Origin of the sequence: Rubritalea squalenifaciens DSM 18772 (genome assembly GCF_900141815.1) — a bacterium.
In the GTDB taxonomy this organism is placed as follows: Bacteria; Verrucomicrobiota; Verrucomicrobiia; order Verrucomicrobiales; family Akkermansiaceae; genus Rubritalea; species Rubritalea squalenifaciens.
In genome coordinates this window covers 223861-242468 of sequence record NZ_FQYR01000004.1, presented here as the reverse complement: position 1 = coordinate 242468, position 18608 = coordinate 223861, and the positions used below count along the sequence as shown (strand labels likewise).

Genomic DNA, 18608 nt, shown 5'->3' with positions numbered 1-18608 from the left:
CACTGCAAAGCACTCAAGCCCAATACGGCTCTCCATATCCCAGAGCGATAAGATGAAAAACTATTCATAATAGACTGCAGCGGAGGCTAGCAAACTATGGACGATAATCAAGATACAAAAAGCCCCGTGGAATTACTCCACAGGGCTTGCATGAATTGTTTAGCTTCTAAAACTCAGAGTATTTACTCCTCACCAGACTCAGGGGACTCATTTTCGGCACCATCTTCTGTTGCAGCTGGAGCCTCTTCGGTGCCCTCTGCATCGTCAGCCTCTTCTTCATCGGCATCTGGTACTACTCGGGCAATGTCCTGAAGCTTCACGCCATCTTTCATGGTCACCAGCTTCACACCCTGGGTGTTTCGACCAGCTTCGCGAATATCAGCACAGCGGATACGGATAGACTGACCATCGGAGGTCATGAGCATCAGCTCGTCTCCCGGAAGCACCATCACCGCACCAGCGACATCGCCAGTCTTCTCGGTACACTTCATCGTAATGATACCCTTACCACCTCGAGTCTGCGCACGGTAGTCACCGAATGGTGAACGCTTACCGATACCATTCTCGGAAGCAACAAGCAGCGTACCTTCATCGTCTACGAGAGCAAGGCCAACCACATAGTCATCACCGACAGGCTTGATCCCCTGCACACCAGCAGTGTTTCGACCCATAGAGCGAGCCTGCTCCTCATTGAAGCGAAGGCTGAGACCCTTACGGGTTACGAGAATCACCTCATTGGTACCACTGGTCAGACGGCAGTCGATGAGCTCGTTACCTTCTTCCAGCTTGATGGCGATAATGCCGTCCTTACGATAGTTACGGAAATCACTGAGAGAAGTTTTCTTCACCTTACCACTACGGGTAGCGAAGAGCACAAAGCCATTGTCTTCCCCAAATGTCACATCATCACCTTCTTCATTGGTCTTACGCTCAAGACGCAATGTGGCGGCGATTTTCTCTTCCGGCTGAAGATTGAGAACGTTCTTGATGTTACGCCCCTTGGAGGCACGGGAACCTTCCGGCAGACCATAGACACGTTCAACATAGACACGGCCTGTGTTCGTGAAGAACATCAGGTAGTCATGAGCCTGAGCAGAGAAGAGGTGCTCGACGAAATCCTGCTCCTCATCATTCTTTGTCTTGGTCTCCATACCGCGGACACCTTTACCACCACGTGCCTGCACACGGTATTCGGCACTAGGAGTACGCTTAATATAGCCGCGGTTAGACAGTGTCACGATCATGCCATCATTAGCGATCAGATCTTCAATCGCGATCTCACCTTCGTCTGGAAGGATTGGGCAACGGCGTGGAGTCGCGTGCTTTTCTTTGATCTCAAGAAGCTCATCTTTGATGATGGTTAGAACACGCACCTCGGAACCGAGAATATCGATGTAATCCTTAATCTCATCAAGGAGCTTGTCGTATTCCAGTTTAACCTTGTCCTGCTCCATACCAGTGAGCTGGTAAAGGCGGAGTTCTAGGATCGCATTGACCTGACGGTCAGTGAAGATGTAACGGTCGCCTTTGATACTTGGCTGCTCACGGATGAGGATACCAAGACTCTCAGCAGTCTTCACTGGGAAGTCATAAGCTTTGAGACGATCACGAGCTTCCTCACGGTTCTTGGAATCACGGATGATCTTTATAAAATCATCGAGATGACCCAGCGCCAGCAAGAATGCCTCAAGGTTCTCCGCACGAGCTTCTGCCTTCTTAAGCAAGTAGCGTGTACGGCGGATCACCACATCACGACGGTGCTCAATGAAGGCATCCAGAGCATCCATCAATGATAGCTGCTTAGGACGGCGCTCATGGATCGCCAGCATATTCACACCGAAGGAAGTTTCCATGGAGGTGAGCTTGAAGATCTGGTTCACCACCACCTGCGGGCGTGCGTCGCGTTTCAGCGTGATCTCGATCCGTGTTTCCTCATCGGAAAGGTCACGCATACCAGAAATATCAGTAAGCACTTTTTCACGAACAAGCTCGGCGATACGCTGCTGCAGGGTAGCACGGTTCACGCCGTGTGGCACCTGAGTGATAGTCAGCACGGCTATACCTGAAGCCTTTTCCTCGATTTCAATCTTACCGCGCATTTTGATACTGCCGCGACCAGTGTGGAAATAGCTATCGATGCCCTTGTACCCACGAATCTCACAGGCAGACGCGAAGTCCGGCCCTTTGATGAATTCCTTCATTTCATCGATCGTGATATGCGGGTTATCAATGCGCGCACAGACACCATCGATCACCTCGCCCATATTGTGGGCAGGAATGTTGGTAGCCATACCCACCGCAATACCCGTACCACCATTCACCAGTAGGTTCGGAATGGCAGCAGGGAGAACAACGGGCTCATCACGAGTTTCATCGTAGGTTGCCACGAGGTCGACCGTCTCCTTTTCAAGGTCGGTCATCATCGCTGTACCCATATGAGTCAGGCGGGCCTCAGTGTATCGCATCGCCGCGGGAGCATCACCCTCCACGGAACCGAAGTTACCTTGCCCGTCCACCAACGTTTCACGCATGGTCCATGGCTGGGCCATGTTCACTAGAGTCGGATAGATGGCACCATCACCGTGTGGGTGATATTTACCCATCGTGTCACCTACGATACGCGCACACTTCAAGTGCGCCTTACTCGGAGACAAACTAAGGTCGTGGTGCATCGCATAGAGCAAGCGTCTTTGCGAAGGTTTGAGTCCGTCCCTCGCATCCGGCAAGGCACGGGAAATGATTACTGACATCGAGTAATCCAAGAATGACTTGGACATCTCATCTGCCACGTTAATCGGTCTAATTGCGTCAGACATGATTATAGGAAATTAGGTTAAAGGGTTAAACGTCCAGGTTACGTACGTTAAGAGCATTGTCCTCGATGAAACGCTTGCGCGGCTCAACGATATCGCCCATCAGGACGTCGAACATTTTGTCAGCCTCAAGAGCATTTTCCTCATCGAGACGGACACGAAGAAGCTGGCGGGTCTCTGGATCCATGGTGGTGTTATAAAGCTCTTTGGCATTCATCTCACCAAGACCCTTGAATCGCTGGATTCGCATCCCGCGGCGACCAATTTCTAACACTTTATCAAGGAGCTCGAAGAGGTTAAACACCGGAAGTGCTTCCTCCTGATCACCTGCACCTTCACACAAATCAAAGAGCGGCTTATCATCAGAATAGAACGGTTCAGTTGGAACACCGAGCTCATTAATGCGACCGAGAATCTTCTGGATAGCATGCGCTTCATGTAGTTCATGCTTCATCGCACGGCGCTGGACACCAGCATACTTCTCTTTGTATCCAGCTTCCTCTTCTTCTGTTAGTTCTTCATCAAAAAGTCGAAGGTCACGGTTGTTAGCCGCGAACTCAAGAAGATCTTTCTCAGTATTAAGATAGTGAATAAACTCTTCATTACCTTGGCGCACACGCACCATATACTCTGGCAAATGACCCTCGACACGGGCTTCAAGTAAGTCACGGAAATTACCACCGTGCCCTTCGAGAGCACCGATGAAACGCTTCAGCTGCGCGAGAGAATCAAGTACGCCACGAAGAACCTCACCATCAGTGACGGCATCTTTACCATCCTTGACAAGACGCACATCCTCGGAACCAAGCTCGATGAGGATCTTGTTCAGTGCTGGATCGTCTGCAATGTACTCCTCACGCTTCTTACGCGTAATCTTATAGAGTGGCGGCTGGGCGATATAAAGATATCCAGCTTTCACCAACTCAGGCATATGACGGCAGAAGAAAGTCAGCAACAGCGTACGAATGTGCGCGCCGTCAATATCAGCATCCGTCATGATGATAACCTTGTGGTAACGCACCTTCTCAAGATTGAACGCACCTTCTTGGTCACCCTCACCGATGCCAGCACCAATCGCCGTAATCATCGCCTGAATTTCCTTGTTTTGCAGCGCCTTATGAAGACGTGCTTTCTCCACGTTGATCACCTTACCACGCAATGGCAGAATCGCCTGAGTAGTACGGTTACGACCAGATTTCGCAGAACCACCAGCGGAGTCACCCTCCACAATGTAGATTTCAGACTTGGCCGGATCTCGCTCGGAGCAGTCAGCCAGCTTACCGGGTAGACCACCACCAGACATCACAGACTTACGCACGGTTTCACGCGCCTTGCGAGCCGCTTCACGTGCACGGGCAGCATTCACTGCCTTGTCGATGATCATCTTCGCGAGATTCGGATTCTCTTCAAAATACTCCTGAAGACCCTCGTAAACAATGGAACTAACCACACCCTCGATCTCAGCATTCACCAGCTTGTCTTTAGTCTGGGAACTGAAACGCGGGTTTGGCATCTTCACACTGATGACACAGACGATCCCTTCACGGACGTCGTCACCGGAAAGTGACGGATCCTTGTCTTTCAGGATCTTGTTAGCCTTCGCGTACTGGTTAATGGAGCGGGTCAAGGCGCCACGGAAACCTGTCAGGTGCGTACCACCGTCTGCGTTTGGAATAGAGTTCGCATAACACAGGATATTATCTTGGTAGCTATCATTGTATTGGAAAACAACATCTGCAAAGACATCATCTTCCATGGTCTTGCCATCGTAATCAATCTCGACTTTGCGCTTACCTGTGAGGACTACCGGAGATTCATGCACTGTCGTCTTATTAACCCCAAGCTGCTCCACGAATTCCTCGATACCTCTCGCATAGAAGAAAGTCTCTTTGCGAGATTTTTCAGGGTTCTCATCTTCAAGTACGATGGTGAGACCTGGGTTTAGGAACGTCAACTCACGTAGGCGAGTAGCCAAACGATCAAATTCAAACTCAATGGTATCAACAAAGATAGTCGCATCCGGGAAGAAAGTGATCTTGGTGCCAGTCTTGCTGGATGGAGCTTCACCGACAACCTCCAGAGGCTCAGTGGTCTTACCGCGCTCAAACTGAATCTGGTATACTTTACCATCTCTGGTAACTTCAGCACGGAACCAATCTGACAGAGCGTTCACACACTTGGCGCCCACACCGTGAAGACCGCCGGAGTACTTGTACGCACCCTGGCCAAACTTACCACCCGCGTGCAGGCTCGTAAGCACCAGTTCAACGGCCGGAATACCAAACTTAGGGTGCATATCCACCGGGATACCACGACCATCATCAGAGATGGAAATGGAGCCATCCACATGGATGGTCACTTGGATCGTACTACAATAACCAGCAAGATGCTCGTCAATGGAGTTATCTAGAACTTCAAATACACAGTGATGGAGGCCTCTGACATCAGGGTCACCGATATACATACCGGGACGTTTACGGACGGCTTCAAGACCCTCCAGTTTATCGATTTGTGAGGCGCCATACTCCTGTTCGTTTGAGACATTTGTTTCAGCAATTTCAGGCTCTTTAGGCGAATCAGACATGAGTGGAATGAAGGTATAATTCTCCCCCCTAAAGACAAGAAAAAGACACCCTAAAACTGAGTTTTTTGCGTCCAAAAATGGACTCTCAAAACAGCAGAAACAGGCCTCAACCAAGAATCCTCGTAATAGACTCTATATAAGAACGTTAGATAAATCCAACTAGAGTCCCAGAAGCTCCACCTGCCACTTCATCAAAACCTCTTCAGGCCCAACCTCGTTCGCAGCCAAGGATTCAATCACAGCACGTGCAATAATCAGGGAAGAATCAATGTCCAACTCAGCCGCAACAGCATCCCTTTTCTCCATCAGCACATTCACTCGATCATCAAAACCATCATCTTTGATACGCTTAGGACCCGCCTTTTTGCGCTGCGGCAACTTGTTGTCTGGCAATTCCTGCACCTCAGTAATCGCCTTGAAGAAATTCTTTCTGCGCTGGGATCGGAAATGCTTGGGCAATTCCGGAGTCTGCCCTTTGAGAACCTGATTCACCCAAGCAATCAATTGCTTGTTGCCGCACACCATAAACGATGGTCTATCCCACTCAGCAGCCTCAGTATCACGCCAGTACCAGAGAGCACGTAGATATGCCAGCCCCTTAGGGTTCATCTTCCCAGAACCAGAAATCCTCCACGGATCCTCCTTACTCTGTGGTCTCTCCAGAACCTTTTCACGGGCATTATCACAACTCTCTACGAACCACTCATAGCGCCCCTTCTCCTTGAGAGATGCGATCATGATCTCCGCCATAGGCTTCAGATACCTGACATCATTGATCGCATACTGCTCCATCTTCTCCGTCAGCGGACGCTGAGACCAGTCAGCTTTCTGAGAGGCCTTGGAAAGCTCGATATCCAGATAGTGCTGAACCAAGTTCGCGTAACCGAACTGGCGAACCCCGAGCAAGCGCGCCGCTATCTGGGTATCCCAGATTACAGGAGGCACAACTCCCAGATCACGGCGCATCATGACGATATCGTAGTCCGCACCATGCATCCAGATACTCGCAGTCTCCAGAAACTTTGTCAGTGGACTGAGATCTTCGATGGCCAATGGATCGATCAAGGCGTGATTCTCCCCATCAGTGAACTGCAGAAGACACAATTTCTCGTGATATCGATGCAAACTATCAGCCTCCGTATCCAAGCCACGAAAGTCACCCTGACAGTTATCCAAATATTCTGCTAATTCTTGTGATGTTTGAATCATACTCTGAACAATAATCTTAGGGAATCATCCCAGCCGCCTACAGACCCTTGAGTAATAGTTCTGCGTTATTTTGCGTCTGATTGAGAGCCTTCAGCAAGGTTGTCACTGCGTCTCCTACTGGAAGCGCTGCGACAACACGTCTGATCTCTAACACCCTCTGCATTTCATCAGGATGATAGAGTCGGTCATCATTACGTGTTCCACTTTGAGGGATATGGATCGCCGGGTAAACACGTTTTTCTGCTAATTCTCTATCAAGACGGATTTCCATATTACCAGTTCCCTTGAATTCCTCAAAGATGACTTCATCCATACGGCTTTCAGTCTCGATCAAAGCGGTGGCTAAAATAGTCAGGCTTCCCCCTTCTTCTACGTTACGCGCAGCTCCGAAAAACTTGCGACTCTTCTGCAACGCTGCTGGGCTAACACCACCACTACCTATAGGTCCACCTTGGTTAGCATTGTTGTGACCACGTGCCAGACGAGTCAAGGAGTCTAGCAGAAGCACTACATCCTTACCAAGCTCAACGAGACGCTTAGCCCTCTCTAACACCAAGTCTGACACCTGGGCATGACGGCGTGATGGCTCATCGAAGGTAGAACTAAAAACTTCCGCATCCACGGTCTCCTCGAAATCAGTTACCTCCTCAGGGCGCTCATCAAGCAAGAGAATGATTAGCTCAACCTCAGGATGGTTAGACTTGATGGACTTGGCAATTTGCTTGAGCAGGATCGTCTTGCCCCCACGAGGAGGAGCCACGATCAAACCACGCTGCCCCTTACCTAGTGGAGCAATCAAATCAACCAAACGTACACCCAGACCACCTTCCTTACCATTTTCCAAGATGATACGCTCATTCGGGAAAAGAGGGGTGAGTTTATCAAAATCTTTCGGCTTGGAGTACTCCTCTACAGGAACACCCTCAACCGCCAGAACCTCCAAAGCAGACAAGTATTTATCGCGCCCTCTTGGAGCACGCATCCTTACGGTAATTTTCTGACCAACAGCCAAACCGTGCTTACGAATCAGATCTCCACCAATGTAAAGATCGTCCGGAGAGGTCTTGAAAGAACGCTTTGGATCACGCAGCATTGCGTAATTATCCTTAGCCTGCTCCATGAAACCATAGCCCTCCAGAATCGTGCCATGCTTGGCATAAAAGCTCAGGATATCAAAGACTAGCTGGCTCTTGGTAGCCGTAGTCTGTGTCCGGATTGGCAATTTCTCCACGATCTCGTGCATCTCAGCAAGAGGCAGCTCACGAAATTCGTTCACATTCACCTTTTCAGGGACATCATACTTCGGCTCCTCCTCTTCGGCTGGCTGAGTATCACCTCCTTGCTGATCAACTTCAGCCTCAGGCTTAATTTCTTCGGCTTCTTCGTTCGGCAGTTCTTCGCTCATGATCTTAAATCTTCTATAAATCTTTCTATCTGTGACTTTAACACAAATTTAGGACCTTCATTCCATAGCACAACATCGGCACATTTCACCTTATGGGAAATGGGGAGTTGAGCCTCAAGAATGGCATGGACCGTAGCATCATCGAATCCGCTCCTCATTATCAGCCTCTGCACCTGCGTCTTACGCGATACAGCGACCACCAGATTTGCATCCTGACCGAAGTCAAAGCCACCTTCAAACAGAAGCGGCACATCTGCAATAAACAATGACGCTGACGAAGTATGCTCCGCCTCCGCCATTCTGGCAAGACATTCTTTTCTTACCATGGGGTGGATCAAATCCTGGAGCTTTTGCTTCTTCCGCTCATCCCCAAAGACCACTTTCCTCATCCACGGTCTATTCAGCTCCCCCTCTTCAGTCACAGCCCCCTCGCCAAACAAGGCTTTGACCTTATCCAAAACCTCCCTGCACTGATACAACTCCCAGACACAGGCATCACAATCGAACACAACCGCACCAGCCTGCGTGAAATACTCACAAGCCGTGCTTTTGCCGGTGGCTATCCCACCCGTTAGACCAAGTTTTTTCATACTCTCTCTAACCTAGAAAAAAATGAGGCGGAGTAGCCGCATCGTGCTACCCCGCCTACATGGAAATAAGTGTCAGTTACTGATTACTTAGGCATTGATGGCAGTACACCTTCAGCGCCACCACCACCAAGGCTTGGTGATGATCCACCACCAGCGTATGCTTGGCGGATTGGCTGACCAGTCGCATCAATGATCTGAGCAGTCACGAAGATGATCAGGTTGCTCTTGATGTGGTTCTCAGACTTGGACTGGAACAAACGTCCAACAAGTGGGAGATCACCAAGTACAGGCACCTTGTCCTCTACGTTCTGAACATCTTCACGCATGAGACCACCAACTGCCACTGTGTGGCCGTCGTAGATTGTCAGACCAGTGTTCACACGTCGTGTGGAGAATACTGGCATTTCAATACGGTTCTCAGTAATGGTGATAGTCACTGGATTACCAATTGCATCCTGAGCTGTAGTTTGGATCGGGGAACCATAGTTAATGAATCCTTCGAATTCTACGATTTCAGGAGCGAAACGGAGATCGATAGTGTAACCATCTTCACCGAGTGTTGGCTCAACCTCAAGTGTCACACCAGTATTGCGTGTTTCGAACGCTGTTGGTGTAGCTGGAGTAACTGGGAAGGCACCACCACCTTGAAGACCACCGTCGTTGTTCAGACCGCCGGTGATACCGCCAACCTGGTTTGGAAGTTCTGGTGGTTCGTACTCAGTTGGGTAAATAAACTCACGAATGATCTCAATCGTAGCTTTTTCACCGGAGCGGGAAACGATGCTAGGAGCAGTCATTACGTCAGCACCCTTCTTCTGAGAGAGGCCGCGCATAATCATCTGCACCTGTCCATCTGAGAACAGACCCGTAAGGGAAAGGATACCAGGAGCAACACTGCTGTTCTGGGATGTCCGATTAGGGTTGTTCAGGAAGGCATCAATACTGTCACGGTTGATAGCGTAGTCACCGGAGCGAAGGCCACCTGTTGCGATGTTTGATACATTCAGATTCTGAGCGGTTGGAATTCCAGGAATACCAAAGCCTTTAACAGGACTATTAAAGTTCGTTGAAGTACGAGGCGAACCATTACCGATGGTACCGCCACCCAGGAACATGGTGTTCGCATCAAGACCGAATGGAGAAACTACCCAGTCAAAGCCGAGTTCGTCTGTGTTCTCCTGAGAGATCTCAACAAACTTCGTAAGCATTTTGATCTGCTTAGGCTTCTGCTCACGCAGAGATTGAACGAGTGCCTCAACGAGGTCGATATTGGTAGCTGTGTTACGCACAGTAAGTACGGAACGTGCCTTGGAGAAGGTAGCAGTTGCACCTTCCGGGAATACGATACCGGACTTCTCGAGACTATCCTTAACTGGAGGAGCAGCCTTGAGACCTGTATCGCCACCACCAGTATCAAACGGATCGTCGGATACAGCACCTGCACCGGAGCTACCTTCACCGATGAGTGTCAGGAAGTCTGGTGGTACAGTGAAGGAACGTGTGAAGAGCTCTGCATCATCAACGTCAGTTGCTGGCAGAAGCACCACTGCGTAATCTTCTACGCGGTAGCGAAGGCCAGTCTTCTTACAGATCTGGTCCAGAACTACCTCGAGAGGCACGTTGCGGAGCATGAGGGTATCGATGCGCTTGGAGCCTGGGGCTGCAGCGTCGCCACCGAATCCACCGGCATCGCCGCCTGCATCACCACCAACAACGGCTGGCGTACGGACAACGAAGTTGATGCCTTTCTTGTTTGGATCAAGCTCGTCACGGTCGAGTTCACGTGAACGCATGCGGAGGAAATCAACCGCTTCGTTTACAGAAATGTTGTTAAAATCAACTACTGGAATATCGATGTTCTTGAGCTTACGGCGCAAATAGAGAGCACCAGTCACTTCTTCCTCGATTGGGTTATTAGGGCCATCAAAGACACCTGCAGGAGGAACGGCGATTTCCCATGCCTGATCCACCTGGCGAAGCATTTCTGCGCGGGTGTGATCGTAGGCAGCACGGTAGTAGTCAGATTTCACCTTAGCGATCTTCTCCATGCCACGTCGCGCTGCCTGGTTGTAGCGGTCGATGCGGAGAACTTCCTTGTACTCGCCTTCAGCCTCGTCGAATTGACCAAGGTTGAAGTAACCCTCAGCACGGTAAAGGAGCTTACGCACGGAATCTACGTTCGTGGTGTGCTCATAGGTAAGTACTGGGTTTGTACGAATAGGATCGTCAAGATACTCAAGCTGTTGCTTGGCTGCGACGTTGTTAGGATCTTTCTCAAGAACATCGTTCAGAAGTGAACGTGCTTCCTGATAGCGACCTGTACGTCTGTATTGCTGGGTAAGGGCGATCACGCCATCCACCAGGTGTCCGGTGTAAGCGTGACGGCGCTGAGCTGCTACTGGACCAGTTGGCAGCAGACTGATCGCTTTGCGATACTCTGCTACAGCAGTCTCGTAGTCATTTTCAGCGTAGGCCTTACGACCTGCGAGGAGGGCCGCGTCAGCTTCCTGAGTTCTTGCAGCACGCTGAGCGATTTCTCTCTTAACGAGATCACTCTGGGCGTAGGCTACATGGGAAGCAAGCGGCACGACAGCTGCCGCTGCCATGAGCATGGCTGCTGTGCGGCTGGATCGATGCGTAGGTGTTTTTTCCATGATTGGTGTGTAGGTTCTGTCAATTAGATGGGGTTTGTGAAGCTCTTTTTTCGGATTTTTGCACTTTTCCTTGGCCTAACATTTGACATTAGGCCAAGTTGTGCGGGTTCTGTCGTCTATTTACCTTTTCCAGGAATGGTGTGGGTTTTCTTCTGACCATCCTCTTCATACTCAAACTCAAGCTGGTACGAACCACTGCCGTCAGGCTTGATAGACTTCAGCTTATATGGCTTTACAGCCGCCTTAGGATCATACGGAAGTGAGAATGACTCACCCTCCTCAAGCTTGAAGGTCTCGCCACCTTGGCCAAGAGCATTTAATCTGAGATTAGCACTATAGTCAGAAAACTCGTTCTCACCGGAAGCCTTACCGCGCTTGAGAAGCAACAATGTGCGCCCCTGCTTCAGCGGATGAAGATCCTTAAGCTCGTAAGCATCCTGTGTCATACCACGATCATCGTCTACCTGCTGTTTCTTACCCAGCTGGAAGCGCTGATTCATAGGCTCCTTATCAAAGAGTTTGTCGCCAGGCTTCACCTGCTGATTCATCCTATTACCGGCAATGTCACGATAGTAGACGGAAATATCATCACCACCGAGGGCACTCCACTTCATGCGGTACTTGAACTCCTCGACACTATCTGCAGCGATCTTCTTAATCGGCAGAGGATGTGCTTTTGCGTCGTTAGGGTCGGTTTTTGCCGTAGCCTCATCCATGTTGGTGAAACCATCGCCATCCGGATCTCTCTCAGGAGCATTCGCGTAGCCGGGATCTAGGTTGTGCTCAATCCACCAGCGGTTAGGAATACCGGGATGAACCTCTTCCTCTGTACTGTAGAGATCGATCGGCTGTTCACTGCCAGTCTTCACGTAGAGACGCTGCCCTACAAAGATTCCAAGCTTCCTGCCGTCAGGATCAACGATGTCATCAATCTTGATACCTGCATCTCTCAACTCAAGAGCAGAGTCAAGACGACCTGCAGCTGCCACACTGGCGTCATTGTTTGGCTCTGGAACGCGCCCACCCCCTTTTGAGGCTTTATCGCCACCAAACAGAATTATTGCACCAACAGCGAGAGCAACGACTGCCGCTCCACCTACTGCTGCTTTTTCGTAATTTTCTTTTGCCCAAGACATTGTATTTTTTCTGGTTTGGGATTCAAATTATTCTTCGTTATCAGCGGCACTACCGCCCTTACCCGGAATCTTCACATCACTCTTTGGCTTGAAGACCAGTAACTCCATCTGCAGATACACATTCACCTTCTCATCACCAAGAATCGGCATTAGGTCACGTGTATCATCCATCGCTGCTGGTTGAGCAGGCTCAGGAGTCGCATCAGCTGCGGCGGCGCCATCAGCAGCACCTTCTTCTCCATCACCTTCAGCAGGAGCAAAGAAGCCACCATCACCGGCCGCATCAAATCCTCCGAAACCACCATCAGCAGGGTCTGCCGGCTGGGCTGCAGCAACTTGCGCATCAGCTTTGGTCGGCGCCTCAGTTTTGTCATTCAGCACACGAATGGTGCGAATGGCGAAGAAGTACTTCTCAGAGTTTGCAATGGACTCGAGCACCTTCTGCGCCTGCGCTTCAGTACCACGGAAGGCAATCTCAAGAGTTTGCGCTTCGTATACTGAGTCATCCTTAGCTTCTCTACCATTACGCCTGTCGTTAGAACCAGGCTTCTCAGCTTCGATCTTCGATCTAACTACCTTGGTCAACTCGACATCACCTGCGCTAGCAAGCTGTGAGAAGAGCCACTGGAAAGCCTCAAGCTGGTACTTGAGTTCACCAGTCGCCTGCTCGAACGGCTGCTTAGCAGTATACTCCTCAAAACCATAGAACGTATTGTCAGGTACTTTGCCTTTGCTCTCCTCGAAAGCCGTATTGAGAGACTCCCGGTACTTGTTCAGCATAGGACCGAACTGAGTGGTGGGAAAGTCCTCCATGGACTCTGGACGATAAGCAAGCAACTTGTCCTGCAACTTGACAGCTGCATCATGGAAGGCACGTACATTCTCCTGCTTGACCTCACGGTTTTCAGCATTCGGGAATGGAACACTTTGCTGAAGCTTCAGCTCAGTGGCCTCCATTTTCTTGGTATTGTTACGGAAGTCTTTGGCATCGCCTGATTTCTGAACGGACAGATAAATCAGAGCTGCTGACCCCACTAAGGTGACACCTGCAAGTGCCGAGGTAAATTTGTTTTCCTGTATCCAGCTCATACTATTTCTTCAGTGGGATAGGTTGTTTAAGTGGAAGGATCACCGTGAATGGTGCCGCGTAATTGTCATTCAGACTGGTCTGATTCTCAACAACCACCTTGTTAGTAGGCAAGGTGATGGTCTTGGTCTTGTTACCTCTCTCACCATCTTTCACTTCCATGGTGAAGGTGAAGTATTCAGACTCCTGGTTGAACTTTTCAGCCATGCTGTTGACCTTGGATGAACCGTTCTGACCACGCCAGAGACCCTTGATGCGCACCGCATTGATCATCGGCGCCACATAATCTCTATTACGTCGACCTTTCGAATCAAACTCCGGCTCAGCCAGAGCAATGGATGCCATGGAAGACTTTCCTGACTCGGTTTTCGGGAAATCATCTTTAATAGCCGAACGGCCCGTCACTTCGCCATCCTTCACTTCGTCTGGCGAGTAATTGACGATCGGGTCGAAATCAACCACCCAGACATATGGATCAGCAAAGTTCGTCTTCACCTCATTGATGGCCCCTAACCAGTAGGCTTGGCCGTCATGAGCTGAGAGGTACTTGCCAACCACTTCGCTAATCTTCTCCTCATTCTTTGTCGCGTTCTCGATCGGACGAGCAAATTGCTCGAGCTCCTGAACACGCTTGGCCGCTTTCTTATACTGACTCTCTTCGGTGGCAGATTTGCTTGCCTGGTAGGCAAAGAGACCACCGAAGGAAGCAATGATGATAGCTGCTGCACCAATCAAGTATGGCTTACGACGAGCATCGTCTCTCTTGGCCTGAACCACATCAGGGACTAGGTCGATAGCCAGCTGGGCTTTTCCAACATGCCTGAGCGCAAGACCAACAAGCTCACCGAGAAGATGTGCTTCCACGGATACACGGTCAACATCAACACCCTGGCCGACAGAGACGCGCTTCAATGGATTAAACTTCTCTACAGGAAGACGAAGCTTCTCCTGGAAGAACTCAACAATGTTAGGAAGATTGGATCCACCACCTGAGATGAACACTCGCTTAGGAGCATTACCGCCATGCTGGCTGCGGAAGTAGTTAGTAGTACGAGCAATCTCAGCCGGCATACGGTTGAGTGCGGTGCGAATACATGTCGCGAGTGCACCGGTAAGCTCGTCCATCTGTGAGGTATGTCTGGTATCGAGTGCCACCATTCCATTGGTGCACTTCTGGGACTCAGCCTCTGTGAATGGAACGTTGTACTCCTTAGCTATAGCAGTCGTAACTGTAGAACCACCAATGGAAATGCTGCGCGTAAAGATACGCTTACCTTCCATGTAGATCAGGTTACTGGTGCGAGCACCAATATCAATCAAGAGTGCAGGCTCATCCAGATCTGGATAGTTCATTCGGAATGCATTGCAGAGAGCCATTGGGGCTGCATCTACAGAGCCAGTATCCATCCCTGCCTCAAAGACGCAGTCGTTGATTTCATCAAGAGCATCGCTCTTGATAGCCACCAACACAACCTCTTGCTCGGCTCCTGGCACATCCAGCTTCTGCCAATCCCAGATCACTTCATTGATCGGGAATGGGACATGCTGCTGCGCTTCAAAAGTGACCAACTGCTCGATATTATCACTATCGAGTGCTGGGAGTTTTACAAAGCGGGTGAAAACGGATTGACCCGAAATTGCATAATCGACCTTTGCCTTGGAGACTCCAAGCTTGCTTGCAAGCTCAGCAATCGCCACGCGAATCTGCGGCAGGCGGGTCATATCTGCAGCCGGATCGGCGAGAATCGTCGTCGTGTCGTACTTTTTGAGAATGAGCCCGCCGTCCTTAGACTGCGAGAACAAACCCATACTGACACGCTGCGAACCTATATTCAGCGTAATAATAGACTGTGGATCAGCCATCGTAGTGTGTAGTTTTTTAGGATCTGGGTTATTGAGATATTGGGAGGCATCAAGATGCCGAGAAAAGTTTAGCGCTTCTTCTCAATTTCAGCGTAGCGGTCATACCACAGCGCTTTGAATGGAGTCTCATCCTTATTGAGGAGCGGAATGCTGTCATTACGAGACATGGACGGACTATTCCACCAACCCGGCTTGCCGTCTGTAGAGAACTGGCCGGACTTGTTGTGCGCAGCCTGACCATTCACCAAAATTTCACCACCAACACTCTTGATGATAGATTTGCTTGCTCGGTCATTGCCGCTGATGCGCTTGATGGTGTTAGGAGAAATATAGATGGATACGTAGACGTCCTCATCAACAGGCACGTTTACGTGATTCACCTCTTTCTCCAGCAAAATGTAACCCTTACCCTCTGGATTTTTTACCGCAATTTTCCACTTCACTGTCACGCGATCGATGAATGCCTTGTCATAACCCTTCGGCATTTCAATCTTGATCTTAGCTTCTGCCTCAAGCCAATCTTTGGGCTTAAAGTTCTTTTTGTTGGTGTTTCCACCGAATTCTGGAGACTGCAGAACGTCAAATTTTGGATCATCAACATCCACTTTACCAGTCTGGCCAAACACAGGTGTAACCAAAGCGATAAAGCCCACAGCCACTGCTGACAGCAATGAGTTTAATTTCTTTTGCTTCATAAAATAATTGGGTCTTTCACGATAATTAAGGGATCTTTTCTCGGATTGGCCAGAAGAATCACTCAAAAAACGTAGTATATTTTTTTTAGTGCTTACATGGTCAATATGACACCCCTGTCACCCAGTTGAATGCACCAAGAGAAATATCTATCAAGTCATAAAAGCGCACCTTCCACCTTGCCGTTTTGCATTCTCCCCGCTAAACCCTCCCTCAGATATGGCCAAGCAAGCTAAAAACGCAATCAGTCCTACGCGTAGCGAGGATTTCCCAGAATGGTACCAACAGGTTGTCCGCGAGGCAGACCTAGCAGAAAATTCAGAGACCAGAGGCTGCATGGTAATCAAGCCGTGGGGCTACGGAATTTGGGAAAATATCCAGCACCAGCTTGATCAATACTTTAAGAGAACAGGCCACCAGAACGCTTACTTCCCCCTCCTCATCCCGCTTTCCTACCTGGAAAAAGAAGCTGAACACGCAGAAGGTTTTGCTACTGAATGCGCTGTGGTCACCCACCATCGCCTTGAGGCTCAGAAGCAAGAAGACGGCAGCACCAAGATGATCCCGACTGGCGAACTAACAGAGCCTTATGTCATCCGCCCGACTTCCGAGACAATCATCGGCGCAGCCTTCGCACGCTGGACAGAATCCTACCGCGACCTCCCTCTTCTGATCAACCAGTGGGCTAACGTCATGCGCTGGGAAATGCGCACCCGCCTCTTCCTACGCACCGCCGAGTTCCTCTGGCAGGAGGGGCACACAGCTCACGAAACTAAAGAGGAAGCCATCGAAGAGACCCGCATGATCCATGGCGTGTACGAGGACTTCCTCCGCGACCACCTCGCCATCCCCGTCATTCCCGGCGAAAAATCAGAGGCTGAGCGCTTCCCCGGTGCCGACATGACTCTCACGGTAGAGGCCATGGTCCAAGACAAGAAGGCCATTCAGGCCGGCACCTCTCACTTCCTAGGCCAGAACTTCTCCAAGGCTCAGGACATCTCCTTCACAGGTCGCGATGGCAGCGTGCAGCACGCCTGGACCACATCCTGGGGCGTCTCCACCCGCCTGATCGGCACACTCATCATGACTCACTCAGATGACGACGGCTTTGTGGCACCACCCCGTATCGCCACCCAGCAGATCGTCATCATCCCAGTCACCCCGAAAGAAGATACCCGCGACGCCATCATCGACGCCTGCGAGGCTCTCGCCAAAACACTTCGCGCCAAGCAATTCCACGGTGAATACCTGCGCGTACATGTCGACAAGCGTGACATCCGCGGCGGTGACAAGAAATGGGAATGGGTCAAGAAGGGTGCACCAGTCCGCATCGAGATCGGGCCTCGCGACCTTGAGAACCGTAAGGTGTGCATGCAGCGCCGCGATCAGGATGCCTTTGACAAGTCTTTCCTCGACAAAGAAGAATTCATCCAGAACATCGAAAACACCCTCCAGGAAATTCAGGACAACCTTCTTCAGAAAGCTACCGAGTTCCGTGACGCTAACATCAGTGAATGCAGCGAGCTCAATGAGTTCGAAACCTACTGGGACCAGGATCAGCCAGGCTGGCTCCTCACTCCATGGGCAGGCACCACTGAGGAAGAAGAAACCCTCAGCAAGAAACACAAGATCACCATCCGCTGCCTCCCACTGGATAAGCAAGATGGCGATGTAGCCCCTTGCATCCTCACAGGCAAGCCTACAAAAACACGCGCCATCTGGGGCCGCAGCTACTAATCACCTAAACCTAAACCAAACAGACCCATGTCATTTCTCTCACTTCGTGATGTCAAAACGCACTTCCCAGTCAAAAAGGGCATCTTGATCCAGAAGGTAGCCGACGTCGTAAAAGCAGTTGACGGCATCACACTGGACATCGAACAAGGTGAAATCCTGGGTCTGGTTGGTGAGTCAGGCTGTGGCAAATCCACCCTGTCTCGCACCATCATGCAGCTCATCCCCTCCACGGGAGGCGAAATCATTCTGGAAGGACAAGATCTCACCAAACTTAAAGGTGACGCAGTGAGAAAGCGCCGCCTCGATTTCCAGATGATTTTTCAGGACCCCTATGCATCCCTGAATCCTCGCATGACCATTTTCTCCACCCTGGCAGAAGCTCTCATCCAGAGACACCCTGACCTCAGGAAGGACAAAGACGCACTCACTCAGAAAGTTTCCGAACTCATGGAACGCGTGGGCCTCAACCCAGGCTTCATGAAGAAATACCCGCACGAGTTTTCCGGCGGGCAGCGCCAACGTATCGCCATCGCCCGTGCTCTAGCCCCGGAGCCCAAACTCGTGATCGCTGACGAGCCTGTTTCCGCTCTGGATGTCTCCATCCAGTCACAGATTCTGAATCTCCTCTTGAAACTCCGTGATGAACTCAACCTTACGATGATCTTCATCACTCACGATCTCTCAGTGGTTCGCTATATCGCAGACAACATTGCGGTGATGTATAAAGGCCAGCTCGTGGAATACGGAGAATCCGAGCGCGTCTTCAACACCCCTGAGCACGCATACACTAAAAAGCTGCTAGACGCGATTCCCCACCTAGAGGAAGTCAACGCATAG

Annotated in this window: 12 protein-coding genes; 2 read left to right on the top strand and 10 right to left on the bottom strand. The window is 50.4% G+C overall.

Features of this window, described 5'->3' with window-relative positions; all coding sequences use genetic code 11:
* Positions 1–182: 182 nt before the first annotated feature.
* The 10 genes from gyrA to BUB27_RS11210 form a co-directional block, all read right to left on the bottom strand.
* A complete protein-coding gene (gene gyrA, locus BUB27_RS11255) occupies positions 183–2816 on the bottom strand; it encodes a DNA gyrase subunit A (RefSeq protein WP_143183948.1) in 2634 nt (877 codons plus the stop codon).
* 25 nt (positions 2817–2841) lie between these two features.
* The gene (gyrB, locus tag BUB27_RS11250; RefSeq protein ID WP_143183947.1) at positions 2842–5397 is read right to left on the bottom strand and encodes a DNA topoisomerase (ATP-hydrolyzing) subunit B; all 2556 of its coding nucleotides are present in this window, start codon (positions 5395–5397) and stop codon (positions 2842–2844) included.
* A 159-nt stretch (positions 5398–5556) separates the two neighbouring features.
* On the bottom strand, positions 5557–6606 hold the full coding sequence (locus tag BUB27_RS11245; protein WP_143183946.1) for a ribonuclease D: 1050 nt from the start codon (positions 6604–6606) through the stop codon (positions 5557–5559).
* A 37-nt stretch (positions 6607–6643) separates the two neighbouring features.
* Positions 6644–8011: a transcription termination factor Rho gene (gene rho, locus BUB27_RS11240; protein WP_143183945.1), complete on the bottom strand. Its 1368-nt coding sequence runs from the start codon at positions 8009–8011 to the stop codon at positions 6644–6646.
* Positions 8008–8601 (bottom strand): dephospho-CoA kinase, encoded by a 594-nt coding sequence (coaE, locus tag BUB27_RS11235; protein WP_143183944.1) that lies wholly within the window; start codon positions 8599–8601, stop codon positions 8008–8010. The genes rho and coaE overlap by 4 nt, the downstream gene beginning before the upstream one ends.
* Positions 8602–8684: 83 nt before the next feature.
* On the bottom strand, positions 8685–11255 hold the full coding sequence (locus tag BUB27_RS11230) for an Amuc_1098 family type IV pilus outer membrane protein (protein ID WP_143183943.1): 2571 nt from the start codon (positions 11253–11255) through the stop codon (positions 8685–8687).
* Positions 11256–11371: 116 nt separating this feature from the next.
* Entirely contained in the window at positions 11372–12391 is a 1020-nt protein-coding gene (locus BUB27_RS11225; RefSeq protein WP_143183942.1) for an Amuc_1099 family pilus-like system protein, read from the bottom strand.
* A 27-nt stretch (positions 12392–12418) separates the two neighbouring features.
* Positions 12419–13480, bottom strand: a complete 1062-nt coding sequence (locus BUB27_RS11220) for an Amuc_1100 family pilus-like protein (RefSeq protein ID WP_143183941.1) — start codon at positions 13478–13480, stop codon at positions 12419–12421.
* Between the two features lies 1 nt (position 13481).
* Positions 13482–15341, bottom strand: coding sequence for an Amuc_1101 family PilM-like pilus complex protein (gene mul2B, locus BUB27_RS11215; protein WP_143183940.1), 1860 nt, complete (start codon positions 15339–15341; stop codon positions 13482–13484).
* Positions 15342–15409: 68 nt separating this feature from the next.
* Positions 15410–16036 carry an Amuc_1102 family pilus-like protein gene (locus BUB27_RS11210; protein WP_143183939.1) on the bottom strand — a complete coding sequence of 209 codons (627 nt, stop codon included), beginning with the start codon at positions 16034–16036 and terminating at the stop codon, positions 15410–15412.
* A gap of 217 nt (positions 16037–16253) precedes the next feature.
* On the opposite strand from BUB27_RS11210, the gene proS reads away from it, so the two are divergent.
* Positions 16254–17771: a proline--tRNA ligase gene (gene proS, locus BUB27_RS11205; RefSeq protein ID WP_143183938.1), complete on the top strand. Its 1518-nt coding sequence runs from the start codon at positions 16254–16256 to the stop codon at positions 17769–17771.
* Between the two features lie 27 nt (positions 17772–17798).
* The gene (locus tag BUB27_RS11200) at positions 17799–18608 is read left to right on the top strand and encodes an ABC transporter ATP-binding protein (protein WP_143183937.1); all 810 of its coding nucleotides are present in this window, start codon (positions 17799–17801) and stop codon (positions 18606–18608) included.

Coding starts and splice junctions, on each gene's coding strand:
- BUB27_RS11200 (WP_143183937.1), top strand. CDS start 17,799: ATGTCATTTCTCTCACTTCGTGATGTCAAAACGCACTTCCCAGTCAAA.
- rho (WP_143183945.1), bottom strand. CDS start 8,011: ATGAGCGAAGAACTGCCGAACGAAGAAGCCGAAGAAATTAAGCCTGAG.
- BUB27_RS11245 (WP_143183946.1), bottom strand. CDS start 6,606: ATGATTCAAACATCACAAGAATTAGCAGAATATTTGGATAACTGTCAG.
- gyrA (WP_143183948.1), bottom strand. CDS start 2,816: ATGTCTGACGCAATTAGACCGATTAACGTGGCAGATGAGATGTCCAAG.
- BUB27_RS11230 (WP_143183943.1), bottom strand. CDS start 11,255: ATGGAAAAAACACCTACGCATCGATCCAGCCGCACAGCAGCCATGCTC.
- BUB27_RS11225 (WP_143183942.1), bottom strand. CDS start 12,391: ATGTCTTGGGCAAAAGAAAATTACGAAAAAGCAGCAGTAGGTGGAGCG.
- mul2B (WP_143183940.1), bottom strand. CDS start 15,341: ATGGCTGATCCACAGTCTATTATTACGCTGAATATAGGTTCGCAGCGT.
- BUB27_RS11210 (WP_143183939.1), bottom strand. CDS start 16,036: ATGAAGCAAAAGAAATTAAACTCATTGCTGTCAGCAGTGGCTGTGGGC.
- BUB27_RS11220 (WP_143183941.1), bottom strand. CDS start 13,480: ATGAGCTGGATACAGGAAAACAAATTTACCTCGGCACTTGCAGGTGTC.
- gyrB (WP_143183947.1), bottom strand. CDS start 5,397: ATGTCTGATTCGCCTAAAGAGCCTGAAATTGCTGAAACAAATGTCTCA.
- coaE (WP_143183944.1), bottom strand. CDS start 8,601: ATGAAAAAACTTGGTCTAACGGGTGGGATAGCCACCGGCAAAAGCACG.
- proS (WP_143183938.1), top strand. CDS start 16,254: ATGGCCAAGCAAGCTAAAAACGCAATCAGTCCTACGCGTAGCGAGGAT.